Here is an 18,141-nt window from a genome sequence, read left to right on the forward strand (position 1 = left end):
TGTAAACATTGTTTATACTTTTCTTTCATGCTGTAATTTTCGAACGTATTAAGGGGGATTTATTTGTATACATACGATAAGTTGATTTCTTGGGTAGAAAATATTAAAGAAAAAAATCATAGTTCTGCTACAGCACTTTGTATTATAAAAAATAATAAAATCGTACTAGAGCATTATAGTGGTTACCACTCAAATATCTCTACAAGTAAAAAAGTAACCGCGTCATCACAATTCAACGTTGCTTCTGCGAGAAAAAGTTATTTAGGTTTAATGGTAGCATACGCACTTTACGAGGGGAAAATAAACTCTATTGATGATGAAGCGACAAAGTATTTTAAAGACTTTGATTCTGCATTGCTTGGTAAAACAACGATAAGACATTTAGTAACACATTCGCACGGATTAGAAGAAACGAATGACGGGACAATTTTTCGTGAATTTGAACCGGGACAATCATGGGCATATAGAGATATTAATGTAAGAATGATGACACGTCTTATTTACCAGCTATATAACAAAAGTGTTCCTGAATTGTTAAAGGAGCGTGTGTTTAAACCTGCTAATTTTCAAGAAACAGGTTGGAGAGTTCAGCGAGATGAAAATTTAGTTGACGTTGTTAATAATCCAAATGAAGACGCAATTAGTGAAATTGGTACAGTAGATGACGGTACTGAAAAAAATCTGTTTGTCTCAGCTAGAGAATTTGCTTATTGGGGTAATCTTCATTTAAATCAAGGTGTGATAAACGGTAAACAAATTGTTCCAAAAGAAGTTATAAAAATCGCTACGAGTTTGCAGAGTCCAACATTTATAAACAAAGAGCTACCACAAAATGGGGTGTTTTGGTTCGTCCAAAATGAACCTGCACAATTAAGTGAGCTTGGTGAACGTATTCCAAAAGGGTCGTATCAAATATTAGGGATTACTGGACCGACTATTTTAGTAATACCTGAATATAATGTAGTTGTTGCAAAAATGTATAACAAAAGATATAACTACGGCGGTGATAATTACTTATATTATTTACGTGAATTTAGCAATTTAGTCACTGATACATTTAGTAGCGGTAATAGGGCATAATTAATCCTATAACAAAAAGGAGTGATTGAAAGTGAAAGATAAAGTGAGCAAAAATAAAAAACAAAATATAAAAGATGTAAATACAGAGCAAAATGCAATTTACAGCGATCCTAAAGATGCAGCAAATATGCAAACTGTACCGCAGCCGAAGGATTTTGATGAAATCGAATATTAATTTTTCATCCGACTATATGATGAATGAAAAATACGTCTTAAGTCCCATCACATATAATAAATTATTTGATAACATATATACATAAGCATTTGAAAATGTCTTATCTTAACAAAGCTTTCTTTAGAAACATTCGATATAACCTGCAAAAAGGCACTTCTTTATGAAGTGTCTTTTTGTGTATATGAACTTAATTACCATTTTCCGTACAGTATCTTACAATTTATGATGGATATACTAACTGTGAAAATTCATGTCAAGATAAAAGAAGGGGACAGTTAGTATGAAACAAACTTCTATAAATCCGTTACTAATTGTTCTAGGTACAATCATTGTTCAAATTGGCCTTGGAACAATTTATACATGGAGTTTATTTAATCAACCCCTTGTAAGTAAGTTTGGATGGAATCTTAATTCAGTAGCGATAACTTTCTCCATAACAAGTTTTTCTTTATCATTCTCAACTTTATTTGCAGCAAAATTGCAGAAAAAATTAGGACTTCGGAAACTTATTGCTACTGCAGGAATTGTTTTAGGACTCGGCTTAATACTTAGTTCACAAGTTTCTTCCTTACCACTATTATATTTATTAGCTGGTGTCGTTGTTGGTTATGCGGATGGAACGGCTTATATTACATCACTATCTAATTTAATTAAATGGTTTCCAAATCGGAAAGGGCTTATTTCAGGTATATCTGTATCAGCATATGGAATGGGCAGCTTAATCTTTAGGTATATAAACGGAAATCTTATCGATAACCTTGGTGTATCACAAGCATTCTTATATTGGGGTATTATCGTGTTACTTTTAGTATTAATCGGATCGTTCTTCTTACGTGAGGCAATTGTAAGTAATGCTGTAACTGAAACATTACACAATGACTATACTCCGCGTGAAATGATGCGAACGAAACAAGTATATCTCCTATTTTTTATGTTATTCACCTCGTGTATGGGTGGTTTGTATTTAATAAGTATGGTAAAAGATATCGGCGTACAACTCGTTGGACTTAGCGCAGCAACCGCTGCAAACGCCGTTGCTATGATTGCAATCTTTAATACAGTAGGTAGAATCATTCTTGGGACGTTATCAGATAAAATCGGCCGCATGAAAATTGTCTCTGCAACGTTTATTATTATAGGTTTGTCAGTCTTTACTTTAAGTTTTATTCCGCTAAATTACGGAATCTATTTTGCTTGTGTAGCAAGTGTCGCCTTTTGCTTCGGCGGTAATATAACTATATTCCCAGCTATTGTCGGAGATTTCTTTGGATTAAAAAACCATAGTACAAATTATGGGATTGTCTACCAAGGTTTCGGATTTGGTGCGCTTGCAGGATCATTTATTGGAGCGATACTCGGGGGATTTCAACCAACTTTCATTATAATCGGTGTTTTAAGTGTTATTTCCTTTATTATTTCAATATTAATTCGTCCACCAAATGTAGAAAAGAAAAAGGAACTAAAACATTTACATCGGAAAGTAGCTTAATACTAAAAAGAGTCCTAATATAGGTCTCTTTTTTTGTGTAGAGAGAATAGAGTTATTTAATTTAAAATGAAATGATTTGAGAAGCAATAAAGTTGTTTATTTCTTAATGAACTAAGTAGCAGATACGTAGAATATTCATATTGTTTTATAAAGGAACTAACATGTTGTTAAAAAACATTTAGAAAATTACAGTTAACCAACTTTGTGATGGAACGTGCACTTCATTCATAGACCATTATTTTCTTATAAGTTTACAATGAAAGTAGTTGGCTTATATTGATTACAACCATAATTTCTTCTGTTGTGGCATTCGCTACAACAAATATTGATGACATTTTTATACTGCTTGTTTTATTTTCACAAGTAAGAACAGAAGTAATTAGGAAAGAAGGTAGAGCTGTCCGCGAAAAAGTTATGAGAAAAAAACTTTATATTGTTATTGGACAATATTTTGGGTTTAGTATGATTGTTTTTCTAAGTATCGTTGGGTCTTTAAGCTCTTTTTTCATTCCTGTTTCGTGGATTGGGTTATTAGGATTCGTGCCAATTTATATGGGGGTTAAAGGACTGTTGTCACTTCGTTCTTATAAAAGTAATGAAGTTATCGATAACGTTACTGGTTCATTATTTAAAGTAGCTTCAATTACATTAGCTAATGGAGCTGACAATATTTCGATTTATATACCAATGTTTGCTAGTCAAACTCTTGAAACAAATATCGTTACATTAGTTATCTTTTTTTTCATGATAGCGATATGGTGTTTTATTAGCTACAAATTGCTAAAAGCTCCTATACTAGCTAAAGTACTTGAGAAAAACTGTTATATTATTGTTCCAATTGTTCTAATTGGTTTAGGAATGTTCATTCTTTTTCACAGTGATACAATTGGACTATTCTCCTAAGGTGTTGAAATAACGGAAGTTTTCATAAAAAAGAATTGAACAATTTTAATATTTTTTTGAGCAATTACATTCATTGAGATTAATTGGATTCTACACAACGTATATAAGTCTTATTACAGATGAAATGTAGTAGGGCTTTTTTATTTTAGTGAAATGAAACAATTGTATTAGTCATCTACGACTATTATTTAGACAGGACATTAGAATTATGAAGTTGAATAGCTATCGTAAAAGGAGTGTGACACTTAAAATGAAAATAGTACAGCAGTGGGTACAAGAAGATAGTGATTACATAAGAGAGAAAGTGATTGAATACAATCAAAAATATCTTGCAGATGAAGAAAAAACCCCTTCAGAGAAGGTTAGTTTCATAGTAAGAAATGAAAAAGAAGAAATCGTAGGTGGGGTAACAGCAATAATTTTTTGGCACCATGTACACGTTGACTTTCTATGGGTTTCTGAAGAATATAGGCATGAAGGCTACGGAAGCAAGTTAATAAAACTTATTGAAGAATTTGCAATTGAAAAAGGGTGTAGGTTAATTAATTTAGATACTTTTAGTTTCCAAGCTCCTGATTTTTATAAGAAACATGGATATAAAGTAATTGGAGTAAGTGAAGATCATCCGAAAGGACATAATCATTATTATTTAGAAAAACGGTTAAAAAGTATATAGAATTTGTTAACGTTAGTATTTGAAATACAAATGCAATAAGGGCGAGGTTAATATTAATTTCAGTATTAATTGAATCAATTTTTATACTAAAACTGCAAGAACGTACTTTGGATAATCTTCCTAAGGTACGTTCTTTTTTTATATCAGTAGCCTATTCTTATTAACTCCAACAATAGTGGTAAAGGCAAGACTTAACTAACTTATATATATTAAAAGGAGTTAATGGTAGAATGAATAGAAGACAGAAAATTCCTTTTATTTAAAATAGAGGAGGTACATATGAAAAAAGTTAATGTTACATACGCGATTTTGTACGATAAAACTAATGAAAAGATCTTAATGGTAAAAAACAAAGGGGAAAATGGTTCTTATTATACATTACCAGGTGGCGCAGTTAAACTAGGAGAAACATTAGAAGAAGCAGTAATTCGAGAAGTAAAAGAAGAAACAGGGTTACATATAAATGTAAACGGGATTTGTTCTATCAGCGAAGCCTTTTTTGAGGAAAGAGATCATCATGCAATTTTCTTTAATTTTCTAGGCGAAATAATCGGCGGAGAGACATATATATCAAGGCCAAAAGAAATCGAAGAGATTACTTGGATGGAATTACATATAGCAGCTCCATATTTACGCATACCAGAACATTTACTAGATTTATTACAAAAGAAAGAAACAGTACCTTATTTTTTTAACGGAACAATCGTTCATCAATCTTCATAAAAATATTATCTTATGTAAGGCGGGGAAAACATGGAGTTTATCGTTAATCACAAACAATTCACTCAATCACTTTCAGAAGTCAACAAAGCAATATCAACAAAATCTTTAATTCCTATATTATCTGGTATAAAAATAACTGCAGATCAATCTGGAATTACTTTAATTGCAAGTAACTCGAATATTTTTATTAAAAAATTCATTCCTGTTTCAATTGAAGACGAAAAAATTGCAACTATTTTAAAGGCAGGAACTATTGTTGTACCTGCAAAGTATTTCATTGAAATAATAAAGAAAATGCCAAGTGATATAGAAATAAAAAGTAAGAATGAGCAAATTATTAAGATACAATCAGAAGAAATCACATTAAGTTTAAATGGATTTCCTGCAGATGAGTTTCCGAATGTACCGCTTATAGATAATCATTCAGAAATCAAAGTAGAGACAGAGCAATTGATTGAAGTATTTAAACAAACAGTCTTTGCAGTAGCAAAAAATGAATCTAGACCTGTTCTTACTGGGGTGCATATAGAGTTATCTAATAATAAGTTCATTTGTGCTGCAACTGACTCACATAGACTAGCTATACGCGAAACATTGCTTTCCTCAGATGTAAAAGCAAATTGTATTGTACCAAGCTCAACCATTAGTGAACTTCTAAAATTAATGAACGGCAATTCGGAATTCGTATATATCTACCTTTCAGAGAGTCATATTATATTTACGCTCGGAACAACTACATTATATTCAAGACTAATTGAAGGGAAATATCCTAATATTTCTAACCTTATTCCAAATGACTTTAAAACGATTATTAACATAGATAGAAAAAAGATATTACAAGGTGTAGATCGATCAAGTTTATTAGCAAGTGAATGGGCCAATAACAATGTTAACTTAGAAATCATAAACGAATCTACAATTAAAATTTCTTCAAACGCTTCTCAAATTGGGCAAATATCCGAAACGCAACAGATAGATGCGATTCAAGGTGAAAAACAATTAAATATATCTTTCGATGGGCGTTTTATGGTTGATGCTTTAAGAGCAATAAAAGAAGAAACGATTACTTTAAGCTTTGGCGGTTCTATGAGACCGATATTGATTGAAGCAGGAGAGCAATCTGCAGCAGTACATCTTATATCACCAGTAAGAGCTTATTAGGGATAGAGGAAGTGATTACATTATGTACAAGCAGACTTTTGTTTTATGAAATCATAAATTAATACATTATAAGAATGATGTATTAGTATAGCAAACAGTTTACTAAATCCTACATAATATAATTCAATCATAGACAAAGCAGCAATGGTAATCTGAAATACAAAGCAAAATAATAATAACCTAAATATAAAAGCCATAGATTAATCGATATGGGGTGAGTACGATGAAGAAAATAATTGTTTTACTCATTGGTATAGTTTTAATTATTTTTGCTTTTTATCAATACACCAAAAAAGATTATGCAGCTAAAAGTACTAACTTGTATGTAGAAAACTTTAAAGGGGAAAATGATTCAATAAAAATACAATCTGCTATTAATAAAGCAGAGTCTAGTAAAATTAAAACTGTATTGCTTGATGATAAAAAGTATAAAATCACGTCACCAATCATTGTTAAAAAAGGTGTGAAATTATTATTTGGTTATGGATCCCAATTTGTAGTTGAGGGAAACTTTAGAGTTTTAGAACTAGAGAAAAACGCATCCATTGAAGGAGCGTATATAGCTATTGACGATCCTAAATTTAACTCTGAAGTTATTTATTTAGACGGTAAAAATAAATATTATAACACTTGGAACAAAACACAAATAAAAGATATAAATATTATCAATTGGACGGAAACGAATAAAGGTACCGGAATTTCTTTATACTCTGCTGGAAAAGAAAATGAAATTTCGTTTGTTAACTTCGAAAATATTAAAGTTGTAGGAATGGAAACTGGACTGAAATTAGTAGCGAAAAAACCGAGCACCGGACAAGCTTGGATAAATGCCAATCGTTTTATGAACTTTTCTTTAGAAGACTGTGTAAATATGATTTATATGGATAGTCAAGTAACTACGCCAAATGAAATTAGTGGGAATCAATTTACAAACCTTCAAATACAGCCTTCAAATAAAACAAAAAGCGTTATACAGGTAAGTGGTCAACATAATGAATTTCATGGGATGGTGTGGGATTTAAATAAAATAAAACATGAAAACGAACTCATTGAACTGACTGATAAGAGTATGAATACAGTGGTTGAAATGTCCAGTGTACCAGCAAATAGAGTATTAGATAGTGGGAGATCCAATATAGTAAAATAAGTTTAAATACAGAAAAAAGAGCGAATTCTTTATAAGAGGATTCGCTCTTTTTATGTTTTAAAATTAAATTTCCTTCCACCAAGCTGATAAAGGATAGTCTGTAGATTTTAACGTAATAGATTCGCCAATTTGTGGTGTTGTAATTTTCACTCCTAAACGGTTGGCTTCTTGTGTAACACGTTCTATCGGGTCACTCCATTCGTGTAATGCTAACGTAAAAGCACCCCAATGAATCGGAAGAAGTAATTCTCCTTTAACATCAATATGGGCTTGTACCGTTTCTTCAGGCAACATATGAATAGCAGACCACCTCGGATCATATTGTCCGCATTCCATTAATGTAAGATCGAATGGACCGTATTTATCACCAATTTCCTTAAAGTGAGGGGCATAACCGCTATCACCACTAAAGAAAATTTTAGTCTTTTGACCAAGAATAAGCCATGAACACCATAATGAACAATCTCTATCTGTCATACCACGTCCAGAGAAATGCCTTGCAGGCGCACATACTAACTTAATATTATCAAACGTAATTTCGTCCCACCAATTATGCTCACTAATTTTACTAGGTGAAACACCCCATTTAATAAGATATTGTGCAACTCCAGTTGGAACATAAAAGTGCTTTGCGCGATCTTTTAACTGCATAATACTTTTGTAATTCAAATGATCATAGTGATTATGAGAAATGATAATCGCATCAATTTCTTGAAGGTCATCACGTTCTAAAGAAAAAGCACCACTATAGCGTTTACTATTAAACAAAGGAAATGGGGAAGAGGCATCTCCAAACATAGGGTCTAATAATAGTTTTTTACCTTCTATTTTCAAAAGAGAAGCAGAATGGCCAAACCATGTAACACTCTCAAACGATTCATTATCTTTATTTGATAAAACGATAGGCAAATCCTTTATAGGACGCAGCTTTGATTTCATTTTAAAGTAATCCGTCATTAAACTTATAATATCTTTCGGTTTAAAACTCATATCAGTATGAATTTGATTTGTATATTTCTTATTCATCAGTTCTCCTTTTTACGATTAACAATTTACGTATGTGGTTATTGTAGCTATTTGTAGTTTAAACTATATCATTTTACCTTTCATCATAAATTCGTCAAATTCATTATTCGTATCTATAAAGTACAAATCGCAAAGTGGCAGCTAAAACAAATATTAAGTACATGTTGTAAATTGTTTTTATTTAGTAAATTCCTTCTTATACGCAACAAAGAACATACGTTTCGTTGTGTGTTATAGAAGAAAATATGTCTCTAATAAAAGAAAGGAAGGAGAGGATGTAAGTGCACATAGAGCGAAAAAAGAAATCAAAATGTAAACTATCAAAAGCTGAAATCATTCATATGTATGCAGAAGGGGAAAGTACTTCAGAAATCGCGATGCTTGCTAATGTTTCTGCAAGGTATATTCGTATGGTTCTAACAGACAACAACGTTCCAAGGCGCGCTATAGGGAGCTGGAAGAGAAAGTATGACATAAAAGAAGATTATTTTAAAACTTGGTCAAATAATATGGCTTATATTTTAGGATTTATAGCAGCAGATGGTGTTATACAGAAAGAAAATCAATACAACTATTTTCAAATTGGATTTATAAAGACAAAGATATTTATTTGCATAGAAAATATGAAGTGTTTCAGAAAGAAAGTCTAAGTTTAGATCAATTACAAGATTGAAAATTAAAACAAACTCAAACTGCCGTTAAACAAAGAAAACAAAATTTCCTTGAAGAATATATGAAAAATAAATGTAATGCTACAACTTGTTCAAATTTAGAAATAAGCGAATCGGCTTTCAAACGTTGGCTAAAAAATGATAATTAATTTAAAAGAGATTATGAAAAGATTAAGTTAATTAAAGATAACTTATTAATTGAAATTGAAGCAATTGCTGTAGCAAACTAATTTTAAGAACTTATTCGTAATCATATCAATGCAATTCGTTTAATGCGTTCAGTTAAAACGAATTGCATTTTTTATTGTCTTAAATATAATTTATATCTGGAGACATTATCATCAACAACTCATAAAACAACAACAAATAAGCACACAATCGATTACACAGAATGAATCCGATGAAAAGGGAAGCGTAACAATCTAAACTAACATATAATAAGTTTATTACTTTTATCCAGTTAACATAATATATATTATAGGAAGTTATAGAAACAAATCGATTACAGGTATCAAAAACCAAGTAAACTATACTTAATGAGACGTAACAGAGATTTTTAGTGAGATTCACATGAAATCTTATCTAAACAAATTTCTTCAGTTTTTATCGTTTTTATTTGTTATAAATTCATCACAGCAAATCTTAATCAATAATCGCTTGAGATTTAACGAATCCAAATCATTTTTGATCGGCAAGAAATTTTTATACAGAAAAATTATTTCTATACAAAATATAAATTAGTGATTTTATTTTATGTTTTACTTAATGAATTGATTGCTATTTGCACACATTTTACAACTTTACATTATTTGTTGTTATTTCTGTTATTTAGGCTTGACTTTCATTACACTCATTGTTTTTTATTCTAGTTAACATAACGTTTATTTTTAATATAAAAAAATCTTCCCTTACCTTCAGGAAGATTTTTTGTTTGCTATTATTTTATTTATATCTTCTAGTAACAATCCCAATTGTAAATGACATTGGAAAAATCTAGATTTAACAGCTCTTCCTTACGTATAAAGAAATTAGCAACACCAGAATCTCCCCACATAATATTTAATGAATCGTCTGTATCGATTTGCAGCAATAATATGTCATGCTGTTGGTATTTTTCTTCCCATTCTCTCGGATCTGTCTGTGTGAAAAATGGATATCCGCCAATTTTATGTCCTTGATCTTTACATAAATCATCATACAGTTCGCCTAATTCTATATTATTTTCTTCATCAACAATTTCTTCCCAATCAATGTTATCACTAAAAATCATTTCAAATCGATAATCTCTTGGTGTTACTGGTTGATATGCCAACTCAAACTTTAGTTTTGCTGCTTCGGGTACGATAAAATTCTCTAAATCTAAAGTGTTTAAATAACTAAAATCAGTAATCACCTTAGTTAAATCCGCTGTGATTGTAGAATGATAAACAATTCGAAAGTCTTTTTGGCTTGTGGGATGATCAAAATCTGCTCCAAAAAGATCTTCTTCAGCACTTATGAAAAACTGTAACATTCCATGTTGAGGCATATGTTCAATGTTTGGTATTTCTTCAAGGTTTAACTGCGCAAGTAGCATCATAGGTTGTCCGTTTGAGTCTTTAGGATGCTCTTGATCTATAGGTAAATACGGATAACCACCAAACTTACTTTCAAAAAGGGTTGTCTCTGCTAATGTTCCAGACACTTTAACATACGGTTTCACACTTTCTTCTAAAATACTACGATACTGTTCTAGTTCTTTCGGAATTTGAAGTTGATACGTATTCTTCACTACATTTGCCTCCCTTTAGTAATGAATTGAAAATGCCTAACTTAATTATATAGCAAGCGATAGCTTAATTGAAAATCGTTAAAAATCCATTTTCACCCTCATTTTTTGCGCGCTTGGCGGACAAAGTAAATTATGCTCTAAAACCTTTTTATTGATAGTTCGAATTAATTCCGCTGCTTCTGCCGTATTTGTATTTTCTTTTAGCTTTTCTTTTAAATCATCAATTTCCTTTGAAAGCTCAATCCACCTAGGTAATACATGATTATTTTTCAAAGTTCTATACAGTTGCTTTTCAGGATTGTACGAAAGATCTTTATCTAGATTTAGAGGTTTCTCCTTACCAGGTAAATTATCAAAAGACCCTTTCTTTTTTGCTTCTTTTACGATAGAACTAATATGGTCCTCATACGTAAATGTCCAAACTTTCTCATCTTTTACTAAAATCTCTTGCTTTTTTAGTTTTTTATCTAGTTCTTCTTGATTCATAGAATCTCTCCTCTTTACATTTTATAGTAGCGTTTTTGTACGTTTCAATGCTTTCAATCCATCAAATAACTTTTCTCGCCACCAAATACCGTCATATCCGCCTTGAAACTCTTCATAAGTAATCTGGATACTCTTTTTCTTTTAAAGCTTTATACAGGCGTCTATTAGCCGTTAAAAGAGGTTTGTTTTCGAGTTCTCCTGCTGCAATATAAAAATGAGGTTGAGTCGCATTTAAATCTATAGATGAAATTTGATTTTCATAACCATCCTTTTTCCAATGCACGGATCCAGACATTGACAACACGTTTCCGAAAACATGTGGATTTTAAAGCGCTGCATAAAAAGCTGCTAGGCCACCAAGACTGAAACCAGCAATTGTTGTATGATTCCTTTCTTGATAAACGTGATACTTAGATTGAATCCACGGAAGTAATTCCTTTGTTAAAAATGTATTCATTTTATCGTTATAAGTTAGCTCTTCTAATCGATCAACAGGATCTATAGCAACAGCAATGCAAGATGGGATTTCTTTTTCGTAAATTAAATAATTAAGTGTTTTTTCAATTGAAAGGCTCTGAATGAATGAATTCCCATCAAATACAATGAGAAGTTCTTGAAGATGTGAAGTGTGAGAATAATCATGAGGCGTATAAATATGAATTTTGCGTGTGTTATTTAAAATCGAACTATAAAAAGAATATGTTTCAATCTTTCCGGATGGATAATCCTTTGAAGGAAAACGACTGCTATATTGCACCTCCATTCCTATGTTTAACACAGACGCTTTATTGGTACCTTCTCCAAATGTATTTCGATTAAATTGGTCTATTTCGTACTGTTCACTACGCTTTATCCAATCATTTTCGAAAACATCGTTTACTGAAAAATAGTACGTTGAAATAAAACTCTTATCCGTCCTAAACGTTACATACCAAATATCTGTCTGTAACAATCGTTGTAATTGATTTACAGACAAATCCCAACCAGGAAAACTACCGAATACATAAACGTTTTCAGTGTTTTGATCCCCTAACCATATATACGTTATAAGCTTATACTGATTATCTGCAGGGCATTGTTCTATTAGTGGCGTGTGATTTGACTTTATTTCATGCAAAAAAGTATAAAGAGCTTTTTCGTTTCCATTCTTTAATTGATTTTTAAGCTTCTCTAACTTAGGACTGATTATTGTAGTCACCTCTCTTCCTCCTTTGTAGTATTCTATATGTAGTTTTTTTCATTAGAATCCCTATATAAAAGTAGTCGTAAGTTATTTGTTTAGCGAAGTTATTTATTAGAAAAATAATCAATTGCCTGAATAGAAAGTTCCAACGATTTTATTCTTCTTTCTAAAAGCGTTCTTTGAGGACTACCAAGCTTTGACTTAACGTAAATCTTTTCAATTGATGGAAGCAAACCAATCAGAACATTACGAGCTTCTGCTAAATCTTCCTGAGTATAATTATGAGTTTCTTGCTTCCAAACACTTTCTAACATAGCTAAGCCGATACTAGCTGCTTTGAGTCTTTTTTTCACTAAAGTAGTATTTAATCCTTTTTGAGTCATCTGTGATAAGGCATTTTCAAGTTTACTAATTGTTGACTGTAAAGATTTTATTGATTCTACTTTATCTATATTTGATACGTTTTTCATGTTAATGTTATCCCTTCTACGTTGCTAACTTGTTTTGTTTAATGTTCAATGAAATCCTTAAAAGCTTGATTTCACTCGAAATATTTTAACATAAATAACTAACTGTATTCGAGTTGGACAATAACTTAAAGCAAAACAGCTATTCCTCTCTCCTCCCCTGCATCATTCTATTATGTGTACTTCTTTCTTCTCGTTAGAATTCCTATATAAACTAGTTGTTAATATTGAATGTTTTATGAACAAAAAAACGTACAAGTAATGTAACCTGTACGTTTTCGCTTTTATTCAGTAAGGTAATAAAGTAATAGCTTCCTGGTCTTCTCATAACTTATGAAATCTCTATACAAAATGGGATAATTCACAATTTCTGTTTCTAGAAAACGATATTGCGGAAACCACTCAAAAAACGATTTTCTTAACCACTTTATTTGTTGAAACGTAATGTTCTGTTCGTTTCCATTTAGTATAGAATTTAAAGTAGCTGCTGTATGCATCCAATAATGATTAAAATCAGCGTTTATACAATCATCTTCGGTAAATTTACTTTTTAGGTCTCGTTGCAATTTTGCTGTAGCACGATAAGAAAACGGTTTATTCAGTAGACTATGCATTTTCTGCAATTCTTTAAAAATAATTCGTTTTCCTAACTTCAACTTTCTCCTCCTTTATTTCTCTATCCAATTTAATAAGTTTTCATAATGGTATTTAGCATCTGTATAGCCAAGATTATATAAATTAATGAGTTTTTCTTTATTTCTTTCTATTCCGCTTATTGGAAGTTGTTCGCTAGGCTGAATGATATAAAAGTTATCTTTTTGTCCTATTTGATTCATATAAGATATTGTCTCATTATAAAAACGATAATGGTCTACTAAATTCTCTGCGATTTTTGGATATTTTCTATATAGAATTTTAACTAGTCCAGAAAATTTATTTCGCTGCTTCTCATATCCTTCTGGCTTTGTCATAATTACAACGTTCTTTTCATAACCATCAGTTTGAGCTTTTAAAACCGGTATAGGATCTATAATTCCTCCATCTAGCAATTTTCGATTATCATACTCTACAGCAGGCGCTATAAACGGCACTGAGCTGGATGCACGGATGATTTTTAAAATTTCATTTCCATGTTCTTTTTTATTATAATAAACAGCTTGTCCTGATTCGCAATCAGTCGTCCCTATAACAAATTGTTCATTACAGTTTAAGAAAGTTTGAAAATCAAATGGAACAATTTTATTAGGTACTTCATCAAATAAAAAGTCCATCCCAAATAATTCACGTTTTCGAATTAAGTTTCGGTAAGATATATACCTGTAATCTGATACTAGCTCTGTATTTACTTTCTTATTTCTCCCTTTTTGACGCGCCAAATAGGTTGCTCCCATACAGGCGCCAGCTGATACGCCGACTACATACGGAAAGAATAAGTTCTTTTCCATGAAATATTCGAGTACACCTGCAGTATATAAACCTTTCATTCCTCCGCCCTCTAATACTAAACCGGTATTCTTCATGCTATATCCCTCTGCTTCTTTTTTCTTAATTCCATATTAGCATAAGATTTTAAGATGAGGTTATATAAACTAATTACAACAATAACCAGAAACTACTAAAGTAAAGTCATAATATCTTTGAGAGTAACATGTTACAATATAAGTAATTCATTCCACATATATTAAAGGAGGAATTTAATATGGGGTTATTTAGCGGTATTTTAGGAAATGCATCAAATACGAGTTCTGAAAGTGTAGAACGTGATTTAGAGAAGATTATGCTAGACGATGAAAAAGTAGAGCATGCTTATAAATTAATTCGTGATCTAATCGTATTTACAAATCGTCGTCTTATTTTAGTAGATAAACAAGGAGTAACTGGCAAAAAAACAGAATACCATTCTATTCCTTATAAAAGTATTACACAATATAGCATCGAAACGGCTGGGCATTTTGATTTAGATGCAGAACTTAAAATTTGGGTGTCTAGTATGGAGGATCCAATTACGAAAGAATTTAAAGGTGACGATAGTATTTTAAGCATTCAAAAAGCGTTAGTAACCTTTACGACAAAGTAGTGGTTTTTGTATTTTTATTCATTTCAAAAATTACTAACCCGAGTATTTTGGAAGAATATACATTATTTTTGTATATTTAATCTTAAATAATGTAGAAAGGTAAAGCGTATTTTGTATGCTTTACCTTTCTTTTTTTTAATAAACAAGTGTAGTTTTATCATTTAATTTCTTTTTAGCTTCTGTTCTTTTATACTCCATCTTTTCATACAAAAAACAATTTTTCACTTCTTCTAAAATAGTAGCAAGTTTCCAGCTCGTTGCTTCAGGAAACATTTCCTCAATTAATGTAAGTACCTTTTGGGCAATTCCTTTTCCTTGATAACTCGGGTGAATAAACATTGGACTGATCCAAAATTTAGAGGGTGTTTCTTTTTGTGAAATGCATATCGCTCCAACAAGATTCATAGCCACTATTATTTTATAGAAGCCACCGTCTACATGATTTATTCTACAAATAGTTTTTTCGATAGTTTCATTTGCTGGATTTGTTTCATAGTCTTTATATTTATGTAATAAAGAGCTAAATGAGTCTATTTGCATTTGAAATATAACTTCTGCATCAGTTTCTGTCGCCTTCTCTAATATAATCTCCATGTTACCAATTTAGACGCTTTCTTAAAGAAGTAATATGAGCGGTATGGTGACGACCATGCCATGCGTATAGTCCTATTGCAACAGCAAGTTTTGTTTCACCAGTTTCAGGATGGTTAAATGTCTTTTCTAAATCTTCAATTTTTAGAGAATATAACAGGTTAACCCATCTTTTATGTAATGAATCTAGCATTACTAGTGAAACATCTACCGGTAATTTTGAATCGGGTAACTCTGCCCACTTCTCTTCTTTATACGGCTTAATAGTTGGATTCTTTTCTGTCAGTGCTAATTTAAAGCGTATGTAGCTATTCATATGGCTATCAACGACGTGATGAACTACTTGACGTACAGTCCAACCTCCAACGCGATATGGTGTATCTAACTGCTTCTGATCTAAATCTTTAATTGCCTTTGTTAGTTCATTAGGTAAATCTTCAATTTCTTGAATCCATGTATCAATCATTTCTGCAGTTATAGGACGTTTGTATGTAAATTGGCCAATTGGATAACGTAAATCATTCATGAATAAGTCCTCCTTATTATAAGCGCGAAGTATTTCTCCAAATATAGTGTACAAACTTCACATGTTCTCCATGTAATTCTACAGATGTTACATCTGATTCGTTTTGATAAGAAGAAAATCCGCTTTTTTCTAGTACAATTTGTGATGCGAGATTATTAGTCGTTGTTTTAGCATGAACTTCAGTAATTTCATTATTTTTCGCTACATCTAAAATTAATTTTACGGCTGCTGTTGCAACTCCTTTTTTAGTAAATTTTTCTCCGACCCGATACCCTAGCGAACTAATTCGAGTTTCTGTATCTATATCTACTAAATTGATTCGTCCTACAATTTCTTTTTCTTCATTACGAATTAAATAAAAATAAGAATTTCCATCCACCTGTTCTATTAATAAATCGTCTAGTAGTTTTTGGAAATATTCAAATTCAAAATATTTTGAGCCACGATTTGGTACCATTGTTTCAAAAAAAGATTTATTCGTAAGTTCAAACGTATATAAATCCTTAGCATCTTGTTTCTTTAGTTGCTCTATGTATATTTCCATCCCGTATTCTCCTTCTTGATTTACTAAATGTTATACATTCTTTTTTAATCAATTATATTCCTGCTATTTCTTTCGATTAAGTAATACAGCTAGTAGCACTTTCGGATGAAAAAGATGAAATGGACTACGAATTAAATTCATCACTCGTACTAACCGAATATAAACATCAGAATTACTTGCAGATAGTCGATATATTTGTTTCGTATACCATAGCTGAAATTTTTGTTTTGTAGTTAATTCTCTCTTTAGTTGCGGGTGACGTGAAATTTCTGTTGTTGTCATATCCCAAGCGGTTTCTATTATAGTAGCTGCCTTTTTATAAAATTGTTGTGTAAATGTTTTATCAAGTTGTTTTCTATCTTGCAAAAGTAATTGCAATTGGTGAGCCTCCATAGCAGCAACTGAAATACCTTGGCCGAAAACGGGATCAAAACGACATTGCGCATCTCCAACAACTAATAATCCTTCTGGTACATTATTCACTAAATCAAATCGCCGGCGTACTTGATAAGGAATTTTGTATGTCTTTATATCAGTAATTCCCTCAGCCTTATTTAGGAAATCTGTAACATTAGAAATTGATAGGTTTTCAGCAAAATCATAAAACTCATCATCTGTTTGTGGTGCTTTCTCATTTGCGTATCCACTAAAAGTAACAAAATAACGATTATCTTCTATCGTTTGAATAAGAACACCATAAGGGTTATCAGGGAAACTCGGAGACATTAGCATGTTACAACAGTCTAACTCCTCATTTTCTTTAAGTTTGAACATTTTCGTTGCGTAAAATAAATCAATACGAACTTTCTCTTCTTTTACTTCAATTTCGTATTCTCGTAGCCACTCTATACTTTTCGAGCCAAATCCACTCGCATCAACTACAAGATCCGCATGAACTTCTTCTTGTGTGTCTGTCTCTAAATATTTAACTTTTACTCCACACACTTTGTTAAGCTTTGCATCTACCAATAACCCTTTAACCAATGTTCCATATTTAATAGTAATATTTGAAATTTGATGTATTCGTTTTTGAATATGCCATTCTAGCAAAGGACGACTTTGTTGAATCATATGTATTTCCCCTATGAACGGTTGTTTCCATAGACCGAATTGATTCCATTTCAAATCACGCGTAAAGTTGTTTATAATACTACCCGCTTCTATTAATTCATTCGTAATATTAGGAAACAATTCCTCAATTGCGATTTCTCCACCTTTTAATAACACATGAGGATGATTACTTTGTGGAACTCTTTTTATCGAAGACTTTCCATCCCATCTTTCACCAGCTTCTATAATGATTACTTCTTTAAAAGAAGTTGATAATGCTTTTGCTGCAAACTTTCCTGCCATGCTTCCACCAATAACGATAGCCTTATTAAACATATTTTCCCCCTTAATAAAAAGAGATCCTGCCTTGTATGAATGAAACAGGATCTTAAACT

Annotated in this window: 19 protein-coding genes and 2 pseudogenes; 10 read left to right on the forward strand and 11 right to left on the reverse strand. The window is 31.5% G+C overall.

The genetic code is table 11. The features are described 5' to 3' along the window. Positions 1-63: 63 nt before the first annotated feature. The 8 genes from AXW78_RS12990 to AXW78_RS13025 all read left to right on the forward strand — a co-directional run bounded on the left by AXW78_RS12990 (position 64) and on the right by AXW78_RS13025 (position 7,354). A complete protein-coding gene (locus tag AXW78_RS12990; protein ID WP_046945046.1) occupies positions 64-1,080 on the forward strand; it encodes a serine hydrolase domain-containing protein in 1,017 nt (338 codons plus the stop codon). A gap of 31 nt (positions 1,081-1,111) precedes the next feature. After that, positions 1,112-1,255 (forward strand): hypothetical protein, encoded by a 144-nt coding sequence (locus tag AXW78_RS34430; protein WP_000653685.1) that lies wholly within the window; start codon positions 1,112-1,114, stop codon positions 1,253-1,255. A 280-nt stretch (positions 1,256-1,535) separates the two neighbouring features. Beyond that, positions 1,536-2,744: an L-lactate MFS transporter gene (locus AXW78_RS13000; protein ID WP_000815136.1), complete on the forward strand. Its 1,209-nt coding sequence runs from the start codon at positions 1,536-1,538 to the stop codon at positions 2,742-2,744. A 276-nt stretch (positions 2,745-3,020) separates the two neighbouring features. Continuing rightward, entirely contained in the window at positions 3,021-3,647 is a 627-nt protein-coding gene (locus AXW78_RS13005) for a cadmium resistance transporter (protein ID WP_061884242.1), read from the forward strand. Positions 3,648-3,897: 250 nt separating this feature from the next. Further along, on the forward strand, positions 3,898-4,323 hold the full coding sequence (locus tag AXW78_RS13010; RefSeq protein WP_000706900.1) for a GNAT family N-acetyltransferase: 426 nt from the start codon (positions 3,898-3,900) through the stop codon (positions 4,321-4,323). Positions 4,324-4,602: 279 nt separating this feature from the next. After that, positions 4,603-5,046, forward strand: a complete 444-nt coding sequence (locus tag AXW78_RS13015) for an NUDIX hydrolase (protein ID WP_000757606.1) — start codon at positions 4,603-4,605, stop codon at positions 5,044-5,046. Positions 5,047-5,076: 30 nt separating this feature from the next. Continuing rightward, positions 5,077-6,207 carry a DNA polymerase III subunit beta gene (gene dnaN, locus AXW78_RS13020; protein WP_061884243.1) on the forward strand — a complete coding sequence of 377 codons (1,131 nt, stop codon included), beginning with the start codon at positions 5,077-5,079 and terminating at the stop codon, positions 6,205-6,207. A gap of 223 nt (positions 6,208-6,430) precedes the next feature. Beyond that, positions 6,431-7,354: a hypothetical protein gene (locus AXW78_RS13025; RefSeq protein WP_061884244.1), complete on the forward strand. Its 924-nt coding sequence runs from the start codon at positions 6,431-6,433 to the stop codon at positions 7,352-7,354. 63 nt (positions 7,355-7,417) lie between these two features. Here the strand turns inward: AXW78_RS13025 and AXW78_RS13030 are convergent, their stop codons facing one another. Further along, positions 7,418-8,380, reverse strand: coding sequence for an MBL fold metallo-hydrolase (locus AXW78_RS13030; RefSeq protein ID WP_001037077.1), 963 nt, complete (start codon positions 8,378-8,380; stop codon positions 7,418-7,420). Positions 8,381-8,661: 281 nt separating this feature from the next. Here AXW78_RS13030 and AXW78_RS13035 point away from each other — a divergent pair. Then, positions 8,662-9,200, forward strand: a pseudogene (locus tag AXW78_RS13035) (hypothetical protein). Positions 9,201-10,006: 806 nt separating this feature from the next. Here the strand turns inward: AXW78_RS13035 and AXW78_RS13040 are convergent. The 6 genes and pseudogenes from AXW78_RS13040 to AXW78_RS13065 form a co-directional block, all read right to left on the reverse strand. Then, positions 10,007-10,822 carry a YwqG family protein gene (locus AXW78_RS13040; RefSeq protein ID WP_000799805.1) on the reverse strand — a complete coding sequence of 272 codons (816 nt, stop codon included), beginning with the start codon at positions 10,820-10,822 and terminating at the stop codon, positions 10,007-10,009. A 78-nt stretch (positions 10,823-10,900) separates the two neighbouring features. Then, a complete protein-coding gene (locus AXW78_RS13045) occupies positions 10,901-11,308 on the reverse strand; it encodes a DnaJ family domain-containing protein (RefSeq protein ID WP_001070929.1) in 408 nt (135 codons plus the stop codon). A gap of 21 nt (positions 11,309-11,329) precedes the next feature. After that, positions 11,330-12,506 (reverse strand): annotated as a pseudogene (locus AXW78_RS13050) (alpha/beta hydrolase-fold protein). A gap of 89 nt (positions 12,507-12,595) precedes the next feature. Next, positions 12,596-12,961, reverse strand: coding sequence for a hypothetical protein (locus tag AXW78_RS13055; protein ID WP_061884245.1), 366 nt, complete (start codon positions 12,959-12,961; stop codon positions 12,596-12,598). Positions 12,962-13,242: 281 nt separating this feature from the next. Then, on the reverse strand, positions 13,243-13,614 hold the full coding sequence (locus AXW78_RS13060) for a YxiJ-like family protein (protein WP_000765932.1): 372 nt from the start codon (positions 13,612-13,614) through the stop codon (positions 13,243-13,245). Positions 13,615-13,626: 12 nt separating this feature from the next. Then, entirely contained in the window at positions 13,627-14,478 is an 852-nt protein-coding gene (locus tag AXW78_RS13065) for a patatin-like phospholipase family protein (RefSeq protein ID WP_061884246.1), read from the reverse strand. Between the two features lie 179 nt (positions 14,479-14,657). On the opposite strand from AXW78_RS13065, the gene AXW78_RS13070 reads away from it, so the two are divergent. After that, entirely contained in the window at positions 14,658-15,035 is a 378-nt protein-coding gene (locus AXW78_RS13070; RefSeq protein ID WP_000522472.1) for a PH domain-containing protein, read from the forward strand. Between the two features lie 135 nt (positions 15,036-15,170). Here the strand turns inward: AXW78_RS13070 and AXW78_RS13075 are convergent, their stop codons facing one another. From AXW78_RS13075 to AXW78_RS13090, 4 genes are all read right to left on the reverse strand, one after another. Then, positions 15,171-15,629 (reverse strand): GNAT family N-acetyltransferase, encoded by a 459-nt coding sequence (locus tag AXW78_RS13075; protein WP_061884247.1) that lies wholly within the window; start codon positions 15,627-15,629, stop codon positions 15,171-15,173. 1 nt (position 15,630) lies between these two features. Further along, the gene (locus AXW78_RS13080; RefSeq protein ID WP_000999057.1) at positions 15,631-16,152 is read right to left on the reverse strand and encodes a YfiT family bacillithiol transferase; all 522 of its coding nucleotides are present in this window, start codon (positions 16,150-16,152) and stop codon (positions 15,631-15,633) included. A 16-nt stretch (positions 16,153-16,168) separates the two neighbouring features. After that, entirely contained in the window at positions 16,169-16,696 is a 528-nt protein-coding gene (locus AXW78_RS13085) for a GNAT family N-acetyltransferase (RefSeq protein WP_000409248.1), read from the reverse strand. A gap of 63 nt (positions 16,697-16,759) precedes the next feature. Further along, positions 16,760-18,082, reverse strand: coding sequence for an FAD-dependent oxidoreductase (locus tag AXW78_RS13090; RefSeq protein ID WP_000482046.1), 1,323 nt, complete (start codon positions 18,080-18,082; stop codon positions 16,760-16,762). Between the last annotated feature and the right edge of the window lie 59 nt (positions 18,083-18,141).

Source organism: Bacillus thuringiensis (assembly GCF_001595725.1).
Classification (GTDB): Bacteria; Bacillota; Bacilli; order Bacillales; family Bacillaceae_G; genus Bacillus_A; species Bacillus_A thuringiensis_K.